This window comes from Streptomyces sp. NPDC053367 (assembly GCF_044545925.1).
GTDB lineage: Bacteria > Actinomycetota > Actinomycetes > Streptomycetales > Streptomycetaceae > Streptomyces.
Map to the genome: position 1 here is coordinate 105,056 of NZ_JBITYN010000001.1, position 19,688 is coordinate 124,743.

18 protein-coding genes are annotated in these 19,688 nt (G+C 72.1%); 7 read left to right on the top strand and 11 right to left on the bottom strand.

The window, feature by feature from the left end; all coding sequences use genetic code 11:
- The 9 genes from ACIGXJ_RS00530 to ACIGXJ_RS00570 all read right to left on the bottom strand — a co-directional run bounded on the left by ACIGXJ_RS00530 (position 1) and on the right by ACIGXJ_RS00570 (position 9,788).
- Positions 1 to 1,500: a family 43 glycosylhydrolase gene (locus tag ACIGXJ_RS00530; RefSeq protein ID WP_399639575.1), complete on the bottom strand. Its 1,500-nt coding sequence runs from the start codon at positions 1,498 to 1,500 to the stop codon at positions 1 to 3.
- The gene (locus tag ACIGXJ_RS00535) at positions 1,497 to 2,336 is read right to left on the bottom strand and encodes a PmoA family protein (RefSeq protein ID WP_399639578.1); all 840 of its coding nucleotides are present in this window, start codon (positions 2,334 to 2,336) and stop codon (positions 1,497 to 1,499) included. Before ACIGXJ_RS00535 ends, ACIGXJ_RS00530 begins: the two co-directional genes overlap by 4 nt.
- On the bottom strand, positions 2,333 to 3,469 hold the full coding sequence (locus ACIGXJ_RS00540) for a Gfo/Idh/MocA family protein (RefSeq protein ID WP_399639580.1): 1,137 nt from the start codon (positions 3,467 to 3,469) through the stop codon (positions 2,333 to 2,335). The genes ACIGXJ_RS00535 and ACIGXJ_RS00540 overlap by 4 nt, the downstream gene beginning before the upstream one ends.
- Before the next feature lie 58 nt (positions 3,470 to 3,527).
- Positions 3,528 to 4,424, bottom strand: coding sequence for a carbohydrate ABC transporter permease (locus tag ACIGXJ_RS00545; RefSeq protein ID WP_399639583.1), 897 nt, complete (start codon positions 4,422 to 4,424; stop codon positions 3,528 to 3,530).
- Positions 4,421 to 5,356, bottom strand: a complete 936-nt coding sequence (locus ACIGXJ_RS00550) for a carbohydrate ABC transporter permease (protein ID WP_399639585.1) — start codon at positions 5,354 to 5,356, stop codon at positions 4,421 to 4,423. The genes ACIGXJ_RS00545 and ACIGXJ_RS00550 overlap by 4 nt, the downstream gene beginning before the upstream one ends.
- 87 nt (positions 5,357 to 5,443) lie before the next feature.
- Positions 5,444 to 7,165, bottom strand: a complete 1,722-nt coding sequence (gene araD, locus ACIGXJ_RS00555; protein ID WP_399639588.1) for an L-arabinonate dehydratase — start codon at positions 7,163 to 7,165, stop codon at positions 5,444 to 5,446.
- Positions 7,162 to 8,070: a dihydrodipicolinate synthase family protein gene (locus ACIGXJ_RS00560; RefSeq protein ID WP_399639592.1), complete on the bottom strand. Its 909-nt coding sequence runs from the start codon at positions 8,068 to 8,070 to the stop codon at positions 7,162 to 7,164. The genes araD and ACIGXJ_RS00560 overlap by 4 nt, the downstream gene beginning before the upstream one ends.
- Positions 8,067 to 8,735, bottom strand: a complete 669-nt coding sequence (locus ACIGXJ_RS00565) for a GntR family transcriptional regulator (RefSeq protein ID WP_399639594.1) — start codon at positions 8,733 to 8,735, stop codon at positions 8,067 to 8,069. Before ACIGXJ_RS00565 ends, ACIGXJ_RS00560 begins: the two co-directional genes overlap by 4 nt.
- Positions 8,736 to 9,197: 462 nt before the next feature.
- The gene (locus tag ACIGXJ_RS00570; protein ID WP_399642112.1) at positions 9,198 to 9,788 is read right to left on the bottom strand and encodes a TIGR03086 family metal-binding protein; all 591 of its coding nucleotides are present in this window, start codon (positions 9,786 to 9,788) and stop codon (positions 9,198 to 9,200) included.
- A 154-nt stretch (positions 9,789 to 9,942) separates the two neighbouring features.
- Between ACIGXJ_RS00570 and ACIGXJ_RS00575 the strand changes: the two genes are divergently transcribed.
- Positions 9,943 to 11,196 (top strand): MFS transporter, encoded by a 1,254-nt coding sequence (locus tag ACIGXJ_RS00575; RefSeq protein WP_399639597.1) that lies wholly within the window; start codon positions 9,943 to 9,945, stop codon positions 11,194 to 11,196.
- Here ACIGXJ_RS00575 and ACIGXJ_RS00580 read toward each other — a convergent pair.
- A complete protein-coding gene (locus tag ACIGXJ_RS00580; RefSeq protein ID WP_399639600.1) occupies positions 11,133 to 12,296 on the bottom strand; it encodes a hypothetical protein in 1,164 nt (387 codons plus the stop codon). The two genes, ACIGXJ_RS00575 and ACIGXJ_RS00580, sit on opposite strands and share 64 nt — an antisense overlap.
- Positions 12,293 to 13,237, bottom strand: a complete 945-nt coding sequence (locus ACIGXJ_RS00585) for a 5-dehydro-4-deoxyglucarate dehydratase (RefSeq protein WP_399639603.1) — start codon at positions 13,235 to 13,237, stop codon at positions 12,293 to 12,295. The genes ACIGXJ_RS00580 and ACIGXJ_RS00585 overlap by 4 nt, the downstream gene beginning before the upstream one ends.
- Positions 13,238 to 13,422: 185 nt before the next feature.
- Here ACIGXJ_RS00585 and ACIGXJ_RS00590 point away from each other — a divergent pair, with 185 nt between their 5' ends.
- From ACIGXJ_RS00590 to ACIGXJ_RS00615, 6 genes are all read left to right on the top strand, one after another.
- Positions 13,423 to 14,247: an NAD-dependent epimerase/dehydratase family protein gene (locus ACIGXJ_RS00590; protein ID WP_399639605.1), complete on the top strand. Its 825-nt coding sequence runs from the start codon at positions 13,423 to 13,425 to the stop codon at positions 14,245 to 14,247.
- Positions 14,248 to 14,504: 257 nt separating this feature from the next.
- The gene (locus tag ACIGXJ_RS00595; RefSeq protein WP_399639608.1) at positions 14,505 to 15,272 is read left to right on the top strand and encodes a DeoR/GlpR family DNA-binding transcription regulator; all 768 of its coding nucleotides are present in this window, start codon (positions 14,505 to 14,507) and stop codon (positions 15,270 to 15,272) included.
- Between the two features lie 99 nt (positions 15,273 to 15,371).
- On the top strand, positions 15,372 to 16,745 hold the full coding sequence (locus ACIGXJ_RS00600; protein WP_399639612.1) for an ABC transporter substrate-binding protein: 1,374 nt from the start codon (positions 15,372 to 15,374) through the stop codon (positions 16,743 to 16,745).
- The gene (locus ACIGXJ_RS00605; protein WP_399639615.1) at positions 16,742 to 17,680 is read left to right on the top strand and encodes a carbohydrate ABC transporter permease; all 939 of its coding nucleotides are present in this window, start codon (positions 16,742 to 16,744) and stop codon (positions 17,678 to 17,680) included. Before ACIGXJ_RS00600 ends, ACIGXJ_RS00605 begins: the two co-directional genes overlap by 4 nt.
- Positions 17,677 to 18,501, top strand: a complete 825-nt coding sequence (locus ACIGXJ_RS00610) for a carbohydrate ABC transporter permease (protein ID WP_399639618.1) — start codon at positions 17,677 to 17,679, stop codon at positions 18,499 to 18,501. Before ACIGXJ_RS00605 ends, ACIGXJ_RS00610 begins: the two co-directional genes overlap by 4 nt.
- Positions 18,498 to 19,487, top strand: a complete 990-nt coding sequence (locus tag ACIGXJ_RS00615) for a zinc-dependent alcohol dehydrogenase family protein (RefSeq protein ID WP_399639620.1) — start codon at positions 18,498 to 18,500, stop codon at positions 19,485 to 19,487. Before ACIGXJ_RS00610 ends, ACIGXJ_RS00615 begins: the two co-directional genes overlap by 4 nt.
- The last annotated feature ends 201 nt before the right edge of the window (positions 19,488 to 19,688 follow it).

Sequence of the window (19,688 nt, forward strand, 5' to 3'; positions counted from 1 at the left end):
TTACGCGGGTGTGATCCTGAACCGGCTGAAGGTGGCCGTGCCCGCGTGGCCCGGCCCGTCGGGCACGACGGCGAACAGACCGAGCAGGGCACCGACCCAGCGCCAGGGTGCGGCGGCGAAGACCTGCCCGGAGGGTGTGAAGCCGTCGCCGACGTCGGTGGAGAACCGGCAGCGGGCCCCGGGCCCGATGTCGATGCGCAGGCGCGCCCGCCCCTCGGGCGCGGGCCGCGCGCGGGCCGCGTCCCGTTCCGCGTCGGCGACGCCCTCGGCGAACCGGTGCACCAGCTCGGCCGTGCCGTCGGCCGCGCGCTCCAGCCCGATCCAGGAGAAGGCGTCCCCGAGCACCGCGAGACCGGCCCGCGCCCCCGGCTGCACGCTGTCCAGGCGCAGCTCCACCTCGACCGTGCAGGGCATGCCGGGCAGCCGCTGGGTGAGTACGTTCGGCAGCCTGCGCAGGTCGTGCGCGTCGGCCGAGCGGACGCAGGCGAGCTTCAGGCCGTCACCGGAGTGCTGAGGGGCCCAGCCGTCCCGGGGGTTGGCGGTCCACTGCCACTGCCGGCCGAACCGGCCGCCGGGGAAGTCGTCGTCGGTGGCGGGCGCGGCGGGCGGCTGGGGCGGCAGGTCGGGCAGCTTGTGCACGGCGACCGGCGCCCCGTCGTCCCCCATGACCGGCCAGCCGTCCGCGTCCCAGCGCATCGGCTGGAGATGGACGACCCGGCCGTAGGCGCCGCGCTGCTGGAAGTGCACGAACCAGTCCTCGCCGCCGGCCGTGCGCACCCAGCCGCCCTGGTGGGGGCCGTTGACGTCGGTGTCCTTCTGCTCCAGGACGACCTTCTCCTCGTACGGCCCGAAGAACCCGCGCGAGCGGAAGGCGCCCTGCCAGCCGGTCTCCACTCCCCCGGCCGGGGCGAGGATCCAGAACCAGCCGTCGTGCCGGTAGAGCTTGGGCCCTTCGAGGGTGAACCAGCCGGGGATGCGGTCGGCGTCCACGATCAGCGTGCCCTCGTCGAGCAGCCCGGTGGCGTCGGGGCGCATCCGGTGCCCGGTGAGCCGGTTCTTCACCCCGGAGCGCGACCTGGCCCAGGCGTGCACCAGGTAGGCCTCGCCGGTGTCGTCGTCCCACAGGGGGCAGGGGTCGATCAGGCCCTTGCCCGCCTTGACCAGGTGCGGCCGGGTCCAAGGCCCCCTGACCTCGGGGGCGTTGACCTGGAAGATGCCCTGGTCGGGGTCGCCCCAGAAGATGAAGAAGCGGTCGTCGTGGAAGCGCAGCGAGGGCGCCCAGACCCCGCAGTCGTGCCGGGGCCGCGCGAACTCCTCGGCGGGCTCCAGCCGGTCCAGGGCGTGGCCCACCAGCGTCCAGTTGACCAGGTCGCGGGAGTGCAGCAGGGGCAGGCCCGGGACGCGGCCGAAGCTGGATGCGGTGAGGTAGAAGTCGTCGCCGACGCGCAGCACGTCCGGGTCGGACCAGTCGGCGTTCAGGATCGGGTTGGTGTAGGTCACTGGGCGACCGCCTTCCGGACCAGGGCCGCCGCCTCGGCGCGCGCGAGCCGTCCGTCGGCGACGACCGTGACGACACGGCGTACGAGGGTGTCGCCGGGGGCGATCGTGACGCGTGCGGTGTGGGCGAGGGAGGAGCCGACGCCCGGGTACTCGGCGGTGCGCACGAACCAGGGGTCGTGGCGGGTGGCGTCGGTGGCGCCCGCGAGGACGAGCGTCCAGGTGCCGCCGGCCAGGGCCAGCCACTCGGCCGGCCTGCCGTGCGTCTGTTCCTCGCCCTCGGCGTCGGGGGTGAACACCTCCGGTGTCCCGGCCTCCTTGCGCGCGCGCCAGAAGAAGCCGCCGTAGGCCGCGCCGGGCCGCCCGTTGGTGGCGGGGCTGCCGATGGACAGGGCGCGGGGGGTGGTGTTGGTCAGGGCGAAGGTGAAGTCCAGCGCCCAGGCGGTCTCGCCGAGTGCGGTCGCGGCGACGGTACGGCGCTCGTGCAGCAGCTCGGCTCCCGAGGCGACCCAGCGCAGCTCCTCGACGAACCCGTCCGGGTCGCACAGCTGGAAGGCGACGTGCCGCTGGGCGCCGTGGTTGTCCAGCTCGGTCGGGCCCCGGTCGCGCACGAAGGTGCGGCCGCCCCAGAAGTTGTGCCCCTCGACGTCGGGAACGGCGACACCGACGCCGAGGTGGTGGAGGTGGTCGGCAGGGCTCAGTTCGGTGACGGCCGTGCCGGCGAGGGTGGTGACGGGGTGCAGGTAGGGGCGCGGGGAGAGCCGGCCGGGCAGCTCGGGGCGGGTGACGTAGCGGGCCACGGGGCGGCCGGCGACGCTCAGCACCGGAGTCTCGGTCATCGGTGGCTCACCTCCCGATGCGCCCAGGGGGCGCCCAGTTCGGAGTAGAGGGCGAGGGTGTCGGCGCAGGCCGCGACCAGCCCGTCGACCCCGGGCACGACCCGGCGCCGCTCGGCGGGCAGGTGCCGCCAGGCCGACTCGGGCAGCGGAGCGGGGTCGGGGGCCTGCCGGATGGCTTCGACGACCTTCATGAAGGCGCCGGTCGCCTCCGGCGGGACGAGCAGCGCGGCGCCGTCCGTGAGGTGCCGCACCAGGTTCTCCAGCAGGTCGGTGCGGCCGTACTCGAACTCCTGCGGGCCGTGGCCGGCACGCTGGAGCAGCACGCGGTCCTGCTTGTACCAGAAGGTGATCCGGCCCCGGCTGCCGTGCACCAGGACGTACGGCTCGCCGGGCCGCTCGGCGCACAGGGTCGCGGCGACGGCGACCGGGGGGCCGGCGGTGGTGGTGACGCGGACGCAGGAGGTGTCGTCGGCCTCGATGGCGTTGGCGTGCCACAGCTCGGTCTCGACCCCGGTGACGTCCTCGGCGCGTACGCTCCCGGCCAGTGCGAGGGCGGTGGCGACGGCGTGCGCGAGGGGGTTGGTGAGCGCCCCGTCGATCACGTCGGTCCCGTCCAGGCGCCGCCGCCCGGCCCAGGGCGCCCGCCGGAAGTAGGCCTCGTCGCGTGCCCAGGCGCCCGCGCCGCCGATCCCGACGACCTCGCCGATCGCCCCCTCGGCGACCAGCTCGCGGATCGCGGGCACGGCGTGCGAGCCGAGCGACTGGAACCCGATCTGGCAGGCGACCCCCGCCGCCGCGACCCCGTCGGCCATCCGCCGGAACTCGGCGTACGACGGTGCCGGCGGCTTCTCCAGGAGCAGGTGCACGCCCCGGCGGGCGGCCGTCAGCGCGAGGTCGGTGTGCGTGGGGATGGGCGTGCAGACGACGGCGGCCTGTGCTCCGGTGGCGTCGAGCAGGCTTGAGAAGTCGGCGGACTGGGCGGGCGGTTCGCCGCCGAACTCCTGCGCGGTGAGCGGGTTCAGCTCGCAGATCCCGACCAGCCGGACGAGCCCCTCCGCCTGGAGCCGCTTGATGTTCTCGACGTGCCAGCGGCCGTGACCGCGGGCTCCCGCCAGCACGATGGGGACGCTCATGGGGTCCTCCCGGCGCCCGTGCCCGCGAGGGCCGGCGGCACGATCGGCCGGTGCTCGCTCATCCCTTGACCGCCCCCGCGCTGAAGCCGGTGATCAGCCACTTCTGGATGAAGGCGAAGACCAGCACGACCGGCACGGCCGCGATGATGCCGCCCGCCGCCAGTGCCCCGAGGTCCACGCTGTCGGCGCTCATCAGGGTGTTCAGGCCGACCGGGATGGTCTGCTTGTCGGGGTTGTTGAGGAACATCAGGGCGAACAGGAAGTGGTTCCAGGAGTGCACGAAGGCGAAGGAGCCGACGGCGATCAGACCGGGCCGCAGCAGCGGCAGGACGATGATCCGGAAGGACGTGAACCGGTTGCAGCCGTCCACCCAGGCCGCCTCCTCCAGGGAGTACGGCACGTTCTTGATGAAGTTGCTGATGAGGATCATCGACAGCGGCAGCTGGAACACCGTCTCGGCGATGATGACGCTGCTCAGCGAGTTGATCATCTGCAGCTCGGCGAAGATCTCGAACAGCGGCACCAGCAGCAGCGCGCCCGGCACGAACTGGGAGCACAGCAGGGCCAGCATGAACGCCCGCTTGACCTTGAAGTCGAACCGGGCGAGGGCGTATCCGCCGGCCAGCGCGACGACCGTCGTCATCACCAGCGTGGCGAGGCCGACGAGCAGGCTGTTCTGGAAGTACGTACCGAAACTCCGCTCGTTCCAGACCTTCTCGAAGTGCTCGCCGGTGACCGGCCAGGGCACGAGCGAGGTGGAGCCGGAGGGGCGCAGCGCGAACAGCAGGATCCAGTAGAAGGGGATGAGGGTGAAGACGAGGTAGACCGACAGCGGCAGGTAGATGTGCCAGCGCGGGACCTCGTCCCAGGTGCGCTCTTTGGTGCGCGGGGCGGCGGGCGGGCGCTGCTGCCCCACGACCACCCGGGTCTCGGGGATGGCCTCCTTGACCGTCACTTGTCCGTACCTCCGAACTTGCTCAGCCGCAGATAGACGATCGAGCAGAAGAGCAGGATCACGAACGCCACCGTCGTCAGGGCGGACGCGTAGCCGAAGTCGTGCGACTCGACACTGGTGTTGGCGATGTACAGCGGCAGGGTCGTGGTCTCCCCCGCCGGGCCGCCGCCGGTCAGCGTGTACAGCAGGTCGACGTTGTTGAACTCCCACACCGCGCGCAGCAGCGTGGACAGGATGATCGCGTCCTTCAGGTGGGGCAGTGTGATGTGCCAGAACTGCTTGATACGGCCGGCCCCGTCGACCTCGGCCGCCTCGTACAGGTCCTTGGAGACGGACTGGAGGTCGGCGAGGATGAGGATCGCGAAGAAGGGCACGCCGCGCCACAGGTCGGCGACGATCGCCGCCGGGAACACGGTGGAGGTGTCCGACAGCCAGCTGGTGCCGTACGACCCGATGCCCACGTCGGCGAGGTAACGGGTGATGCCGGTCTGGGAGTTGTAGAGCAGCACCCAGATCGCGGAGGTCAGCACACCGGAGACGGCCCAGGGCGAGAAGACCAGCGCCCGGCCCAGCGCCCGCCCCGCGAAGGTCTGGTTGACGATGAGGGCGAGCGCGAGCCCGAACAGCAGCTGGAGTCCGACCTCGACGAACACCCACTTGGCGCTGAAGGTCAGGGTCGACCAGAACTGCGGGTCGTCCGTGAAGATCCGGACGAAGTTGTCGAAGCCGGCGTACCCGTTCCGCCAGGGCTTGGTGGGGTTGTACTCCTGAAGGCTGTAGTAGAAGACGCTGATGACGGGGTACGCGATGAAGCCCAGCATCAGCAGGGCCGCCGGTGCGATCAGCAGGTAGGGGAGTCTGCGTGGTGTGGCGGAGGCACGGCGCCGCCTCGGTGGCGCGGGCGGTTTCGCCACGGCTGCGGCTTGGGCCATGACTGTTCTCCGTTCGTGTGCGTATGAAGCGCTTGCCGATAGCTGTTCGAAATATCGACCAAGAAGAGGGGGGTGGGGTGGGGTGTCTCAGCCCGCGTACGGGTCCCGGACCTCGCCGGGCCGCGCGAGGAACTCGAAGTCGCAGCCGGTGTCCGCCTGGGTGATCTGCTGGTCGTAGAGGAACCCGTAGCCCCGTTCGTAACGGGCGGGCGGAGGCGTCCAGTCGGCGCGCCGCTGCCGCAACTCCTCGTCGGAGACGTGCAGATGAAGGGAGCGGGCCTGCACGTCCAGGGTGATCAGATCCCCGGACCTGACCAGCGCGAGCGGCCCGCCGACGTACGACTCGGGCGCCACGTGCAGCACGCACGTGCCGTAACTGGTGCCGCTCATCCGGGCGTCGGAGATCCGCACCATGTCCCGCACCCCCTGCTTGAGCAGATGGTCGGGGATGGGCAGCATCCCGTACTCCGGCATACCGGGACCGCCCTTGGGGCCCGCGTTGCGCAGCACCAGCACGCTCTCGGCGGTGATGCCCAGGCCGGGATCGTTGATGGTGCGCTGCATGGTCCTGTAGTCGTCGAAGACGACGGCGGGCCCGGTGTGCTTGAGAAGGTGCGGCTCGGCGGCGATGTGCTTGATGACGGCACCGTCGGGACACAGGTTGCCCCGCAGCACGGCGACACCGCCCTCACTCGCGACGGGATCGTCACGGACCCGGATCACGTCGTCGTTGTGCACCTGGGCCCCGGCGATCTGCTCGCGGAGGGTGTCGTACGAGACCGTCGGCCGGTCCAGATGCAGCAGATCGGGTATGCGCGACAGGAACCCGGGCAGCCCGCCGGCGAAGTGGAAGTCCTCCATGAGGTACTTCTGTCCGCCGGGCCGCACATTGGCCAGCACCGGCACGGTCCGCGCGATCCGGTCGAAGTCGTCCAGCGTCAGCCGCACCCCGGCCCGCCCGGCCATGGCGATCAGATGGATCACGGCGTTGGTGGAGCCACCGAGCCCCAGAACGGTCGTGACGGCGTCCTCGAAGGCCTCACGCGTGAGGATCCGCGACAGCCGCCGGTCCTTCACCACCAGCTCCACGGCGACCATCCCGGCCTTGGCGGCCATCCGGTCGTGCCCGGAGTCGACGGCGGGAATGCTGGACGCACCGGGCACGGTCACCCCGAGGGCCTCGGCAGCCGCGGTGAGCGTCGAGGCGGTCCCCATGGTCATGCAGTGCCCCGGGGACCGGGCGAGCCCGTTCTCCAGCTCCCCCATCTCGCAGTCGCCGATGAGCCCGGCGCGCTTGTCGTCCCAGTATTTCCACATGTCCGTGCCGGACCCGAGCACCTCGTTGCGCCAGTGCCCCGGAAGCATGGGCCCGGCCGGCACGAACACGGCCGGAAGGTCCGCGGAAGCGGCCCCCATGAGCAGAGCGGGCGTGGACTTGTCACAACCGCCCATCAGCACGGCGCCGTCCACCGGATAGGACCGCAGCAGTTCCTCGGTCTCCATGGCGAGCATGTTCCGGTACAGCATGGGCGTGGGCTTCTGGAACGTCTCGCTCAGCGTCGAGACGGGGAACTCCAGCGGGAACCCGCCGGCCTGCCACACCCCCCGCTTCACGGCCTGCGCGCGATCGCGCAGATGTACGTGGCAGGGATTGATGTCGGACCAGGTGTTGAGGATCGCGATGACCGGCTTGCCGAGATGCTCCTCGGGCAGATACCCGAGCTGCCGGGTCCGCGCCCGGTGCGAGAAGGACCTCAGCCCGTCGGTCCCGTACCACTGATGGCTGCGCAGCTCCTCCGGCCGCCTCATATGGACCACCCCGCGACGATGGCGGCCACCTCGGCCCGCTCGCCCTCGGACAGCAGCCGGCTGGGCGCGCGCACCTCACGGCGGCACAGGCCGAGCGAGGCGAGCGCCTCCTTCACCACGGTGACGTTGTTGGCTGAGCCGTTGGCGGCCCGCAGCTCCTCGAACCGGCGGATCTGCTCCCACACCTTCATCGCGGCCGTGTAGTCCCCGGCCCGCAGCGCGTCGAGCATGTTCAGCGAGACGGCGGGCGCGACGTTCACCAGTCCGGAGGTGAACCCGGTGGCACCGGCGGAGAAATAGCAGGGCGCGTACGGCTCGGCGAGCCCTGCCACCCACACGAACCGGTCCAGCCCGGCGTCCCGCGCGAACCCGGCGAACCGAGCGGCGTCCGGCACGGCGTACTTCACACCGATGACGTTGGGACAGACATCGGCGAGCTCGGCGAGCCTCGCGCCCTCCAGCTGCGCGTTGCGGATGTACGGCACGACACCCAGCTCGGGCACGGCCTCGGCGATGGAGCGGTGGTAGTCGACCCAGCCGTTCTGCGACACGTACGGATGGACGGGCTGGTGCACCATGACCATCGCCGCGCCGGCCTCGCGGGCGTGCCGGGCGGAGGCGACCGCGGTGGGCACGTCGTGCCCCACACCCACGAGCACCACGGCCCGGTCGCCCACCTCCTGCACGGTCAGCTCGGTGACGAGCCGCCGCTCCTCGGGCGTGAGGGCGTAGAACTCACCGGTGTTGCCGTTGGGGGTCAGGGTCCGGATGCCACCGTCCAGCAGCCGACGCAACAGAGCCCGGTAGGCGTCCTGCTCCACCGCCCCGTCCTCGGCGAACGGGGTGACCGGAATGGCCACCACGTCCGCCAGGGCCGCCCGCTGGGCCTCGAACGTCGTTGTCATGCCTGACCGTCCTCTCCCTGGGCCTCGCCGGCCGATTCCGGGAAGGCCCGTAGCACGAACGACGCGATGTGATCGTGCAGCGCACGAGCGGCGCCGTCGGCGTCGCCCTCCAGCGCGAGACGCAGGATCTCCCGGTGCTCACCGGCCTCCCGCTCCCACGAGGGGGACGCGGCCCAGGCGACCGTGGACACCAGCGCGGCCTGGTCACGCACCTCGTCGAGCATCCGGCCGAGCAGCGGGTTGCCGCAGGGCAGATACAGCGCCCGGTGGAACTCCCGGTTGGCCAGGGAACGTTCGGCCGTGTCATCGGCGGCGCCCGCACGCGACAGCGCCTCCCGCGCGGCATCCAGCGAGGCCCCTCGCCGCACCGCGCGCCGCAGCGCCTCGGGCTCGAGCAGCAGTCTCACGTCGTAGACCTCGCGCGCCATGTCCGCGTCGACCATGCGCACCGTGACGCCCTTGTACTGGCTCATCACGACCAGCCCGGTCCCGGCCAGCGTCTTCAGCGCCTCCCGCACGGGGGTCTTCGACACCCCGAACTGCGCGGCGAGCTCGGTCTCGACCAGTGCCTGTCCAGGCGTCAACTGACCAGTGAGAATACGGCGTTTGATCTCCTCCAGCACGAACTGCGTGCGCGAGGGGATCGGCGTGGGCACAGAGGTCATGCGCGCCTCTCGGATCTGACGTATCGCGTCTCATATATGACGTACGAAGTACGACGCGATGAAGCTAGAAGCGCACCGAGGTTTCGTCAATGCTTCCGACGAAAGAAGTTCGACGGGGGCACCGCCGTGGGCGACCGCGGGCCCGCCCGTGGCCGGTCGCGCAGTTCCCCGCGACGCCCAAAAGCGGGAGCGACCCAGCCGGGTAGCCGGCCGCCTACGGCGGGAGAGGGACGGCACGGGTGGGCGAGGAAGCCGCAAGCCGCGTACGGCGGGAAGGGGACGGGACGGGGGGTTGTCCGCCCGCAGCGGCCGGCGGAAACCCGGTTGAACCAATCGGAGGAACCAGATCGCCGGACCGAGGACGGACAACCCCCCGGCCCGGCCCCGGCCCACCCACCGAACCCGGCGCGCTACCGCAACCGACCACCCGACCCGCGCAGGCCGCCGCAGGCATCCGGTCGCCTACGACCGCCGCCAGCCCGGGTCCCGCCCGCTCAGTCCCACGGCGCGGTCGAGGAGCGGCGCGTCCTCTCCCACGGGGACGACCGGCCCGAAGAACCCCGGGCTCCCCCGCAGGAACTCGTACGCCGCCGCCAAGGCAGCCGCATCCGGCTCGTACGCCTGCCCGGTGGCCCGCGCGAGATCCCAGCCGTGGATCACCAGCTCGTCCACGGCGACGACCACCGCCACCGGCCCCGGCAGGTCCACACCCCCCGCCCGGGTCATGCCGTCCCACGCCGCAGGTTCCCGCCACGCCGCGGCCAGCTCGTCCAGCGCCCGGGGCAGCTCCTCCCGCCACCCGTCCCCGATGTCCGGCACGACGGACGCCGGAGGCGTGTCGGTCGTGGCCCCCAGCTCCTTGCGCGCGGCATCGCGAAAGGCGACGGACAGCCCGTGCAGATGCCCGAGCAGGTTCCGCACGGCGTACTCGGGACACGGCGTCGCGTCGGACCACTGCTCGTCCCGCACCCCGTCCACCAGCCGCGCGACGACCCGCGCCTGCGCTCCGAGGTCGAGGCCGGGGCCCGTCGCCCCTCCCCCGGGCTCCTCCATCCGCTCTCGCCGGTCCCGCTGATCCCACTGCTCTCGCTGCTCCGAATAAGCGTCCATACGAAGAGGACCCTCAGAACCCCCGGAACTCATCGCCCCACGAATAAGGCGCCTGCCCGATCCCCCCACCCCCACCTCACCCGCAGGATCAGCGGACATGACCAGCACCGTCCACGTCCTGCGCCACCCCCAGGCGCGACTCCTCCTCACCGCGACCCTGATCTCCGGCTTCGGTACGTCGGCCCTCTGGCTGGCATCCGGCATCTGGGTCAAGGACCTCACCGGCTCGAACGGCCTCGCCGCGCTCTGCCTGCTCGCGATGTGGGCCCCCGGCCTCGCCGGCCCGGCCCTCGGCACGCTCGCCGACCGCGTCCCCCGCAAGCCGCTGCTGATCGCCACGAACCTGCTCCTGGGCGCGCTCCTGACGACCCTGACCGGCATCGACAGCCCCGCCGACCTGTGGCTCCTCCTCACACTGCTCGTCCTCTACGGCACCGCCGGCGTGGTCACCGACGCGGCGGAGTCGGCCCTGGTGGCCGGCTCCCTCCCGCCGGCCCTCCTGGGCGACTTCAACGGCCTGCGCATGACGGCGAACGAGGGCATGAAACTCCTGGCGCCCCTGGCGGGAGCGGCGCTGTACAGCACGCACGGCGGCCCCGCGGTCGCCGTACTGGACTCGGCGACATGCCTCGCGGCGGCCGCGCTCCACACCCGCCTGAACCCCCGCACGGCCGACCCGACCGCGACCCCGCCGCCAACCCCGACCCCGACCTCGACCCCGGCCCCGCGCACCCCCTGGCGGGCCCAGATCGCGGAGGGCACCCGCCACCTGCGCCGCCACGCGCTACTCCACGTCCTCGTCCGCACCGCGGGCCTGACCATGCTGATCGCGGGCGTCAACGGCGCCCTGACCTACGCGGTCGTGGAGAACCTCCACCACGCCCCCGCCTACGCGGGCACCCTCGCGGCAGCCCAGGGCGCCGGCACGGTCGCGCTCGGCCTGTTCTCCGGCCGGGCCCTGCGCCGCCTGGGCGCCCGCCGCTTCGCCGCAGCCGGCGTCGCCCTCACCGCGGCGGCGATCGCCCTGCGCGCGATCCCGTCGGACCCGGCCGCGCTGGCGTGCGCCGCAGCGACGGGGGTGGGCCTGCCCTGCCCTCTCGTCGCCGCCTTCACCACGGTCCAGCGCGAGACCCCGGACGCGCTCCTCGGCCGCGTCTCGGCCACCGCGAGCACGCTCATGTTCGCCCCCAACGTGGTGGGCCTCGCCGCGGGAGCGGCCCTGGTCGAGCTGCTCCCCCTCGGCCCGCTCCTGATCGCCCTGGGAGTGACCCTCCTGGCGGCCCTCGCTCACAGCCCCCTGATCGCGCGCCGCACGGCGTCGAGGTCCCCGTCGGACGCCAATCCGACGTGATACAGGCGCACTTCGCCCGCCCCGAGGGCCCGCGCGTGCGCGATGTCGTCCGCGAGGGTGCCGGGCCGTCCGCCCATCCCGGACACGACGGTGAAGTTGGCCGCGACGACGGCGCCCTCCACCCCCTGCGCGGCGAACGGCCTGAGCAGCCCGGCCCCGCCGGTGCAGGGCACGACGACACCGTCCGCGCACGCCAGCACATGCGCCGGGTCCACGCCGGCGTTCGCCCCGCACCGGTAGGACACGGGATCGGCGTGCAGCAGCACCTGGAACCCCTCGGGCGCGGCCTCCCGCACCGCGGCGACGGCGTCCTCCTGAAGCCGCCGGGCGACCGAGTCGCGCCACGCGCGCGTCCCGGCGGCCTCAGCCTCGCCGAGCAGCTTCTCGATCCCGGGCCAGCCCCCGTCGGAGGGGGCGCCCCGCCACACCGGATCCAGGGCCTCCCGCACCCGCGCCGCGAGGGCGTCCGGGTCGAGCCCGTGACCGGCGTACCCCTCGCGGCAGTCGGCGCAGAAGCACAGCGACATGAGGTACTGCCCGGCGTCGCCGAGTCCGACCCCGCCGGTCTTGTCGTGGGCGTGCAGATGCGCGAGCCCGTACCAGCCGAGCGACTCCAGCTCCGTGCCGGCGGCCCCCGGCCGTACCGCGGCCTCGGCGGCCAGGTCGACGAGGTACGCGCGGGTGGCGGGCTGCGCGATGCAGGGGGCCCACGGGTAGCGGTCGCCGTAGGCGTTCACCACGGACGTCCCCGGATGCTCGGCCCCCAGGCGGGAGTTGTGCGCCAGCACCACCCAGCTGTGCACCTCGAGGCCCGCGTCGGCGAGTGCGGCGCACGCCTCGCCGAAGGCGTCACCGGGAGCCCACGCCCCGGCGGGGTACGGCCGCAGTTCGCGCCCCGTCCACCGCTCGTCGGCCGGGTACAGCACGGCGGCGTGCTCGGCGGTCACCACGCGGTGCCGCGGATGGCGGGGGGTCAGCGCCCGGGTCGAGTGATAGGCGGAGGCGAGTGTCACCTGCGGCACCCCGAGTCCGGCGATCCACTCGCCCGCCGCCGGGTCCCCGTTGACGTCCCAGGGGTAGACGAACGCCGACGCCTTCACGCGCCCTCCTCCTTCACCAGCTCGTAGCCGCGCTCGATCAGTTCGGCGAGCCGCTCCACATGCTCCTCGGCCGGTTCGTGCAGCGGCGGCCGCACCTCACCCACGTCCAGTCCCCGCAGCCGTACCCCCGCCTTGACGAGCGAGACGGCGTATCCGCGTCCCTGCGCGCGGAGTTCGACGAACGGCCGGAAGAACCCGTCCAGCAGCCGCCGTACGACGGCCTCGTCGCCGGCCTCCAGGCCGCGGTGGAATGCCTGGGCGATCTCGGGCGCGAAGCAGAAGACGGCGGAGGAGTACAGCGGGACCCCGATGGCCCGGTAGGCGAGCTGGGTCTGCTCGGCGGTCGGCAGCCCGTTGAAGTACAGGAAGTCCCCCGGCACCTCGGTGCGCACGGCGCTGACGATCCGCTGCATCAGGTCGAGGTCCCCGAGCCCGTCCTTGAGCCCGACGACCCCTTCGGTACGGGCGAGTTCGACGACGGTCTCCGGTGTGAACACGGCGTTGTCCCGCTGGTAGACGATCACCGGCAGCGGCGTGGCGCCCGCGAGGTCCCGGTAGTGCCGCAGCAGCCCTTCCTGCCCGGCGACGACGAGGTAGGGCGGCATGGCGAGCAGCCCGTCGGCGCCGGCGTCGGCGGCGAGGCGGGCGTAGCGCACGGCGAGCGCGGTGCCGTACCCGGCGCCGGCGACGACGGGCACCCGTCCGGCCGTCTCCTCCACGGCGGCGCGGACGCACGCCTGGTACTCCTCGGGCGTGAGCGCGTGGAACTCCCCGGTGCCGCAGCAGGCGAAGACGGCCGCGGCCCCGGCCTCGATGCCGCGCCGCACGTGCGCGCGGTAGACGTCGAGGGCGACGGCGCCGTCGGGGCCGTAGGCGGTGACGGGGAAGAACAGCGGCCCGCTGGGGATGCCGAGTCGAGCGGCGAGGTCGTCAGGCGTCACGGGCTCTCCCTAGAACGGGGCGGTGATGAGGGCGCGCACGCTCGTGCGTGCAGGTTTCTGATCGAAGTTTATGTTTATGAACGACACCTCCGCCACCCTTGACGAGAAGCGGCGATGATCCCTACGTTGTCCACGCATGTGAATGCCGTACGTCCATACGACCGTCGACTCAGGGAGATCCGCGGATGCCCGCTCCCCGCACCGTCCTGCTCACCGGCGCCGCCGGCGGACTCGGCACCCTGATGCGGGGCCTGCTTCCCGAGTACGGCTACGACCTGCGCCTGCTGGACCTGCGCCCCGTCGAGGGCGAGCCGGACGCGATCGTCGCGGACCTCGCCGACCAGGACGCCGTGCGGGAGGCCGTACGGGGTGTCGATGCGATCATCCACCTCGCGGGGATCTCGCTGGAAGCCCCCTTCGAGAAGATCCTCAAGGCGAACATCGAGGGCACCTACCACCTGTACGAGGCCGCCCGCGAGGAGGGCGTCGGCCGGATCGTCTTCGCCTCCTCCAACCACGCCGTCGGATTCACCCCCCGCCCCCAGGGCGAGGCACCCCTCGATCCGGGCGCGCTGATCCCGGTCGAGACCCCGCACCGCCCGGACACCTTCTACGGGCTGTCCAAGGCGTTCGGCGAGGACCTGGCACAGTTCTACTGGGACAAGCACGGGCTGGAGACGGTCTCGGTCCGCATCGGCTCCTGCTTCCCCGAGCCGACCAGCGTGCGGATGCTCTCGGTGTGGATGAGCCCCGCCGACGGCGCCCGCCTCTTCCACGCGGCCCTCACCGCCGAGAACGTCGGCCACACCGTCGTCCACGGCTCCTCCGCCAACACCCGCCTGTGGTGGGACCTCACCAGCGCCCGGGCCCTCGGCTACGAGCCCCAGGACGACTCCGAGCCCTTCGCGGAGAAGCTCATCGCCGAACAGGGCGACCTGGACCCGGCGAACGAGGCCCACGCGTACCTGGGCGGCCACTTCGTGAGCGCCCCGCCGATCTGGCCGTACTAGAACGGGCACAGAACGGATCGTCCTCGCCTCCGAACGGGCCCGCCGGCAAGGCGCTCGAAGGGGCGCGGGGAGCTGCGCGACCAGCCACGGACGACCTGCGGACGGTACCGGACAGCACCACCGCCCGGGGGCCCGAACGGTCACACCCGGGCAGAATCAAACCCGCAACAGACCTGGTCACCCCCACCCACCCGCTGTAGAACTTCCCCCATGGCCCACACACGGGCCCGAACGGGCAAGGCAGGCGAGGTGACGACATGACCAGAACCGCCGGGGAGCGCCAGCGCGAGATCCTGCGCGCGGCCCGCACCACCGGCTCCGTCGACGTCAACACCCTCGCGGGCACGCTGGGCGTCGCCAAGGAGACGGTCCGCCGCGACCTGCGCACCCTGGAGGCCCACGGCCTCCTCCGCCGCACCCACGGCGGCGCCTACCCGGTGGAGAGCGCGGGCTTCGAGACCACGCTCGCCTTCCGCGCCACCAGCCACGTCCCCGAGAAGCGCCGTGTCGCGGCCGCCGCGGCCGAGCTGCTCGGCGACGCGGAGACCGTCTTCGTCGACGAGGGCTTCACCCCGCAGCTCATCGCCGAGGCCCTGCCGAAGGACCGGCCGCTGACGGTGGTCACGGCGTCCCTGCCGGTCGCGGGCGCGCTCGCCGCGGCCGGGAACGTCTCCGTGCTGCTGCTCGGCGGGCGGGTGCGCTCCGGCACGCTCGCCACCGTCGACCACTGGACGACGAAGATGCTGGCCGGTTTCGTCCTCGACCTCGCCTACATCGGCGCCAACGGCATCTCCCGTGAACACGGTCTCACCACCCCCGACCCGGCGGTCGGCGAGGTCAAGGCGCAGGCGGTACGGGCCGCGCGGCGCACCGTGTTCGTCGGGGCCCACACCAAGTTCGGCGCGGTCAGCTTCTGCCGGTTCGCGGAGATCGGCGCGCTGGAGGCGATCGTGACGAGCACGCTGCTGCCGCCCGCCGAGGCGCATGGCTACTCGCTGCTCGGCCCGCAGGTCATCCGCGTGTGAGAGGCGAACCCGCCACCGTCTGAGGAACGAACTTCCCCCTCCAGGGCACCCCCATGCCCACCGACGCCCCTTATCTCCCCATAAGTCCAGGAGCGATTGATGCGAACCCCGAGCCGACGACGGCCCCCGCGAGCCATGTTCGCCACGGCCGCCGCAGGGACGCTGCTCGCCCCGCTGCTCTCCGGCTGCTGGGCCGGAGCGGGCGGGTCGGGTTCCGGCGGTGACGCCATCAGCGTGCTGATGGTGAACAACCCGCAGATGGTGGAGCTGCAGAAGCTCACCGCGGCCCACTTCACCAAGGAGACCGGCATCAAGGTGAACTTCACCGTGCTGCCCGAGAACGACGTCCGCGACAAGATCAGCCAGGACTTCGCCAACCAGGCCGGCCAGTACGACGTGGCGACGCTCTCCAACTACGAGATCCCGATCTACGCCCGCAACGGCTGGCTCAAGGAGATGGATCCCTACGTCGCGAAGGACACGGCGTACGACGAGCAGGACGTCCTGAAGCCGATGCGCCAGTCCCTCACCGGCGACGACGGCAAGCTGTACGGCCAGCCCTTCTACGGCGAGTCGTCGTTCCTGATGTACCGCAAGGACGTGTTCGCGGAGCGGGGCCTGACCATGCCCGAGCGTCCCACCTGGCGGCAGGTGGCCGACCTCGCCGCGCGCGTCGACGGCGCCGAGCCCGGCATGAAGGGCATCTGCCTGCGCGGACTGCCCGGCTGGGGCGAGGTCATGGCACCGCTCACCACGGTCGTGAACACCTTCGGCGGCACCTGGTTCGACAAGGACTGGAAGGCCCGCCTCGACTCCCCGGAGTGGAAGGAGGCCACACGCTTCTACGTCGGCCTCGTCCGCGAGCACGGCGAGTCCGGCGCCGCCCAGTCCGGGTTCGCGGAGTGCCTGAACAACATGACCCAGGGCAAGGTCGCCATGTGGTACGACGCCACGTCCGCGGCCGGTCTGCTGGAGGCGGCCGGCTCCCCCGTCAGCGGCAAGGTCGGCTACGCCCCCGCCCCCGTCGAGCGCACGCGGTCCTCCGGCTGGCTCTACACCTGGGCCTGGGGCATCCAGGGCGCCTCCCGCAACCCCGACAAGGCGTGGCGGTTCGTGTCCTGGGCGTCGAGCAAGGAGTACGAGCAGCTGGTCGGCGACGAGATCGGCTGGTCGAACGTCCCCGCGGGCAAGCGCGCCTCGACGTACGAGAACCCCGCCTACCGCGCGCGGGCCGCCGCCTTCCAGGAGATGACCCGGCGGGCCATCGAGGGCGCCCGCCCCGACGACCCGGGCGTGCAGCCGCGCCCCGCGCCCGGCATCCAGTTCGTCGGCATCCCCGAGTTCACCGACCTCGGCACCAAGGTCTCCCAGGAGATCAGCGCGGCCATCGCCGGACGCCAGTCCGTGGACGCGGCCCTGCGCAGAGCGCAGGCGCTCGCCGAGAAGATCTCCGAGGAGTACGAGGGACGATGACCGCGACCACGACGGCCCCCGCGGCCCCCACCGCCGTACGCACGACGGGCACCCGGAAGGCCCGCCTCCACGCCTGGGCGACCCGTGCCCCGCTGCTGCCCGCCCTGGTCTTCATGATCGTGGTCACCCAACTGCCCTTCGTGGCCACGCTGGTGATCTCGTTCTTCGACTGGAACGCCCTCTACCCCGACGCCCGCCGCTTCACCGGCCTCGCCAACTACACGGAAGTCCTCAGCGACCCGGACCTGCGCCGCTCGGTGTGGACGACGGTGCTGCTCACCGCGGCCGTGGTGGTGGCGAGCCTGGTCCTCGGCCTGGTCCTGGCGCTGCTCCTCGACCGCCGCTTCCGGGGCCGGGGCGTGGTCCGCACCCTGCTGATCGCGCCGTTCCTGGTGGTGCCCGTGGCGGCGGCGCTGCTGTGGAAGCACGTCCTCTACAACCCCGAATACGGCCTGCTCAACGGCCTGTTGCAGTACGTCGGCGGTCCGCAGCCGGACTGGGTGTCGAACACCCCGCTGCTCGCGGTGGAGGCCGCTCTGGTGTGGCAGTGGACGCCGTTCATGATGCTGATCCTGCTGGCGGGCCTGCAGAGCCGCGACCAGCAGCAGATCGAGGCCGCCCGGGTGGACGGCGCGAGCGACTGGCAGATCTTCCGCCACCTCACGCTTCCGCATCTGCGCCGCTACCTCGAACTGGGCGCCCTGCTCGGCTCGATCCACATCGTCCAGAACTTCGACGCGGTCTTCACCATCACATCCGGCGGCCTCGGCACGGCGAACCTGCCCTACACCGTCTACCAGAGCTTCTACCAGGCCCACGAGAACGGCCTCGCCTCGGCCGCGGGCGTCCTGGTGGTCATCGGCTCGCTCGTCATCGCGACCCTCGCGCTGCGCGTGGTGTCGTCCCTGTTCCGTGAGGAGGTGTCCCGGGCATGAGCGTCCTGCGCAGAAACGGGCTGGGCCTGGTGGCCTGGCTGGCCGGTGTCGTGTTCTTCCTGCCCATCGCCTGGATGGCGCTGACGTCCCTGCACTCGGAGCAGGACGCGGCGGCCAACCCGCCGTCCTTCACCGCGGCGCTGACCCTGGACGGCTACCGGGAGTTCTTCGGCGCGGACGGCGGCGCGAGCCCCTGGCCGGCGCTGATCAACTCGACGGTGGCGTCGGTGACGTCGACGCTGCTCGTGCTGCTGCTGGCGCTCCCCGCGGCGTACGCGCTGTCGATCCGCCCGGTGAAGAAGTGGACGGACGTCCTGTTCTTCTTCCTGTCGACGAAGATGCTGCCGGTGGTGGCGGGCCTGCTGCCGGTCTACCTGTTCGCGAAGAACACGCACACGCTCGACAACATCTGGCTGCTCGTCGTCCTGTACACCTCGATGAACCTGCCGATCGCGGTGTGGATGATGCAGTCCTTCCTCTCCGAGGTGCCGGTCGCCGTGATCGAGGCGGCGCGGGTGGACGGCGCGCCCCTGCCGACGATCCTCGCGCGCGTGGTCGCCCCGATCGCCCTGCCCGGCATCGCCGCGACGGCGCTGATCTGCTTCATCTTCAGCTGGAACGAGCTGCTGTTCGCGCGGGTGCTCACGGGGGTCGTGGCCGGGACGGCCCCCGTGTTCCTGACCGGCTTCATCACCAGCCAGGGCCTGTTCCTGGCGAAGGTGTGCGCCGCGTCGCTCGTCGTCTCCCTGCCGGTGCTCGCCGCGGGGTTCGCCGCCCAGGACAAGCTGGTCCAGGGCCTGTCGTTGGGAGCCGTGAAATGAAGGCCGCCGTCATCGAGTCCGTGGGCCGGGCCGTCGTCCAGGAGATCCCGGACCCGGCACCGGGGGCGCGCGAGGTCGTCGTCGAGGTCGCCGCGTGCGGGCTGTGCGGCACGGATCTGCACATCCTCAAGGGAGAGTTCGCGCCCAGGCTGCCGATCGTTCCGGGGCACGAGTTCGCGGGCGAGGTCGTCGCCGTCGGCACACAGGTCACGGAGCTGTCGCCCGGTGACCGGGTGGCGGTCGACCCGTCGCTGTACTGCCACGAGTGCCGCTACTGCCGTACGGGCCGCAACAACCTCTGTGAGCGCTGGGCCGCGATCGGCGTGACCACGGCGGGCGGCGCGGCCCGGTACGCGTCGGCCCCGGTGGCCAACTGCGTGAAGCTGCCCGACCACGTCCGCACCGAGGACGCGGCACTGGTGGAGCCCCTGTCGTGCGCGGTACGCGGCTACGACGTGCTGCGCTCCCGTCTCGGCGCGCACGTGCTGATCTACGGCTCCGGGACGATGGGCCTGATGATGCTGGAGCTGGCCAAGCGGACGGGCGCGGCGAGCGTGGACGTGGTGGATGTCAACCCGGCCCGCCTGGACACGGCCCGCCGGCTGGGCGTCTCGGCGTCCGCCGCGCACGCCGACGAGCTGGACCGGCCCCAGGGCTGGGACCTGGTGATCGACGCGACCGGCAACCCGGCCGCCATCCAGGACGGCCTGGACCGCGTCGCCAAGGCCGGCACCTTCCTCCAGTTCGGCGTCGCCGACTACGCGACCCGCGTGACGATCGACCCGTACCGCGTCTACAACCAGGAGATCACCATCACCGGCTCGATGGCCGTCCTGCACAGCTTCGAACGTGCGGCGGAACTCTTCGCGGGCGGGGTCCTCGACCCCGACGTCTTCATCAGCGACCGCATCCCCCTGGACCACTACCCACAGGCCCTGGACCAGTTCGCGGCGGGCCTGGGCCGAAAGATCGTGGTAGTGCCGTAACGAAGCCGCGCCCGCGTTCCTCCTTCCCATCCCGGGGCTCCGCCCCCCTCCCCCCACTCCTGGAACGCCGGAGGGGCCGGCTCACCGCCCGGCGTCCCGGGCCGGGACGGGGGCTGGGGGGTGGCGGTTCCGGCGGGGCGGAGATCCGGGTGGACGCCGCGTGGACGCCGAACGGCGGAAGGTAAGGGAACGGCAAAACCC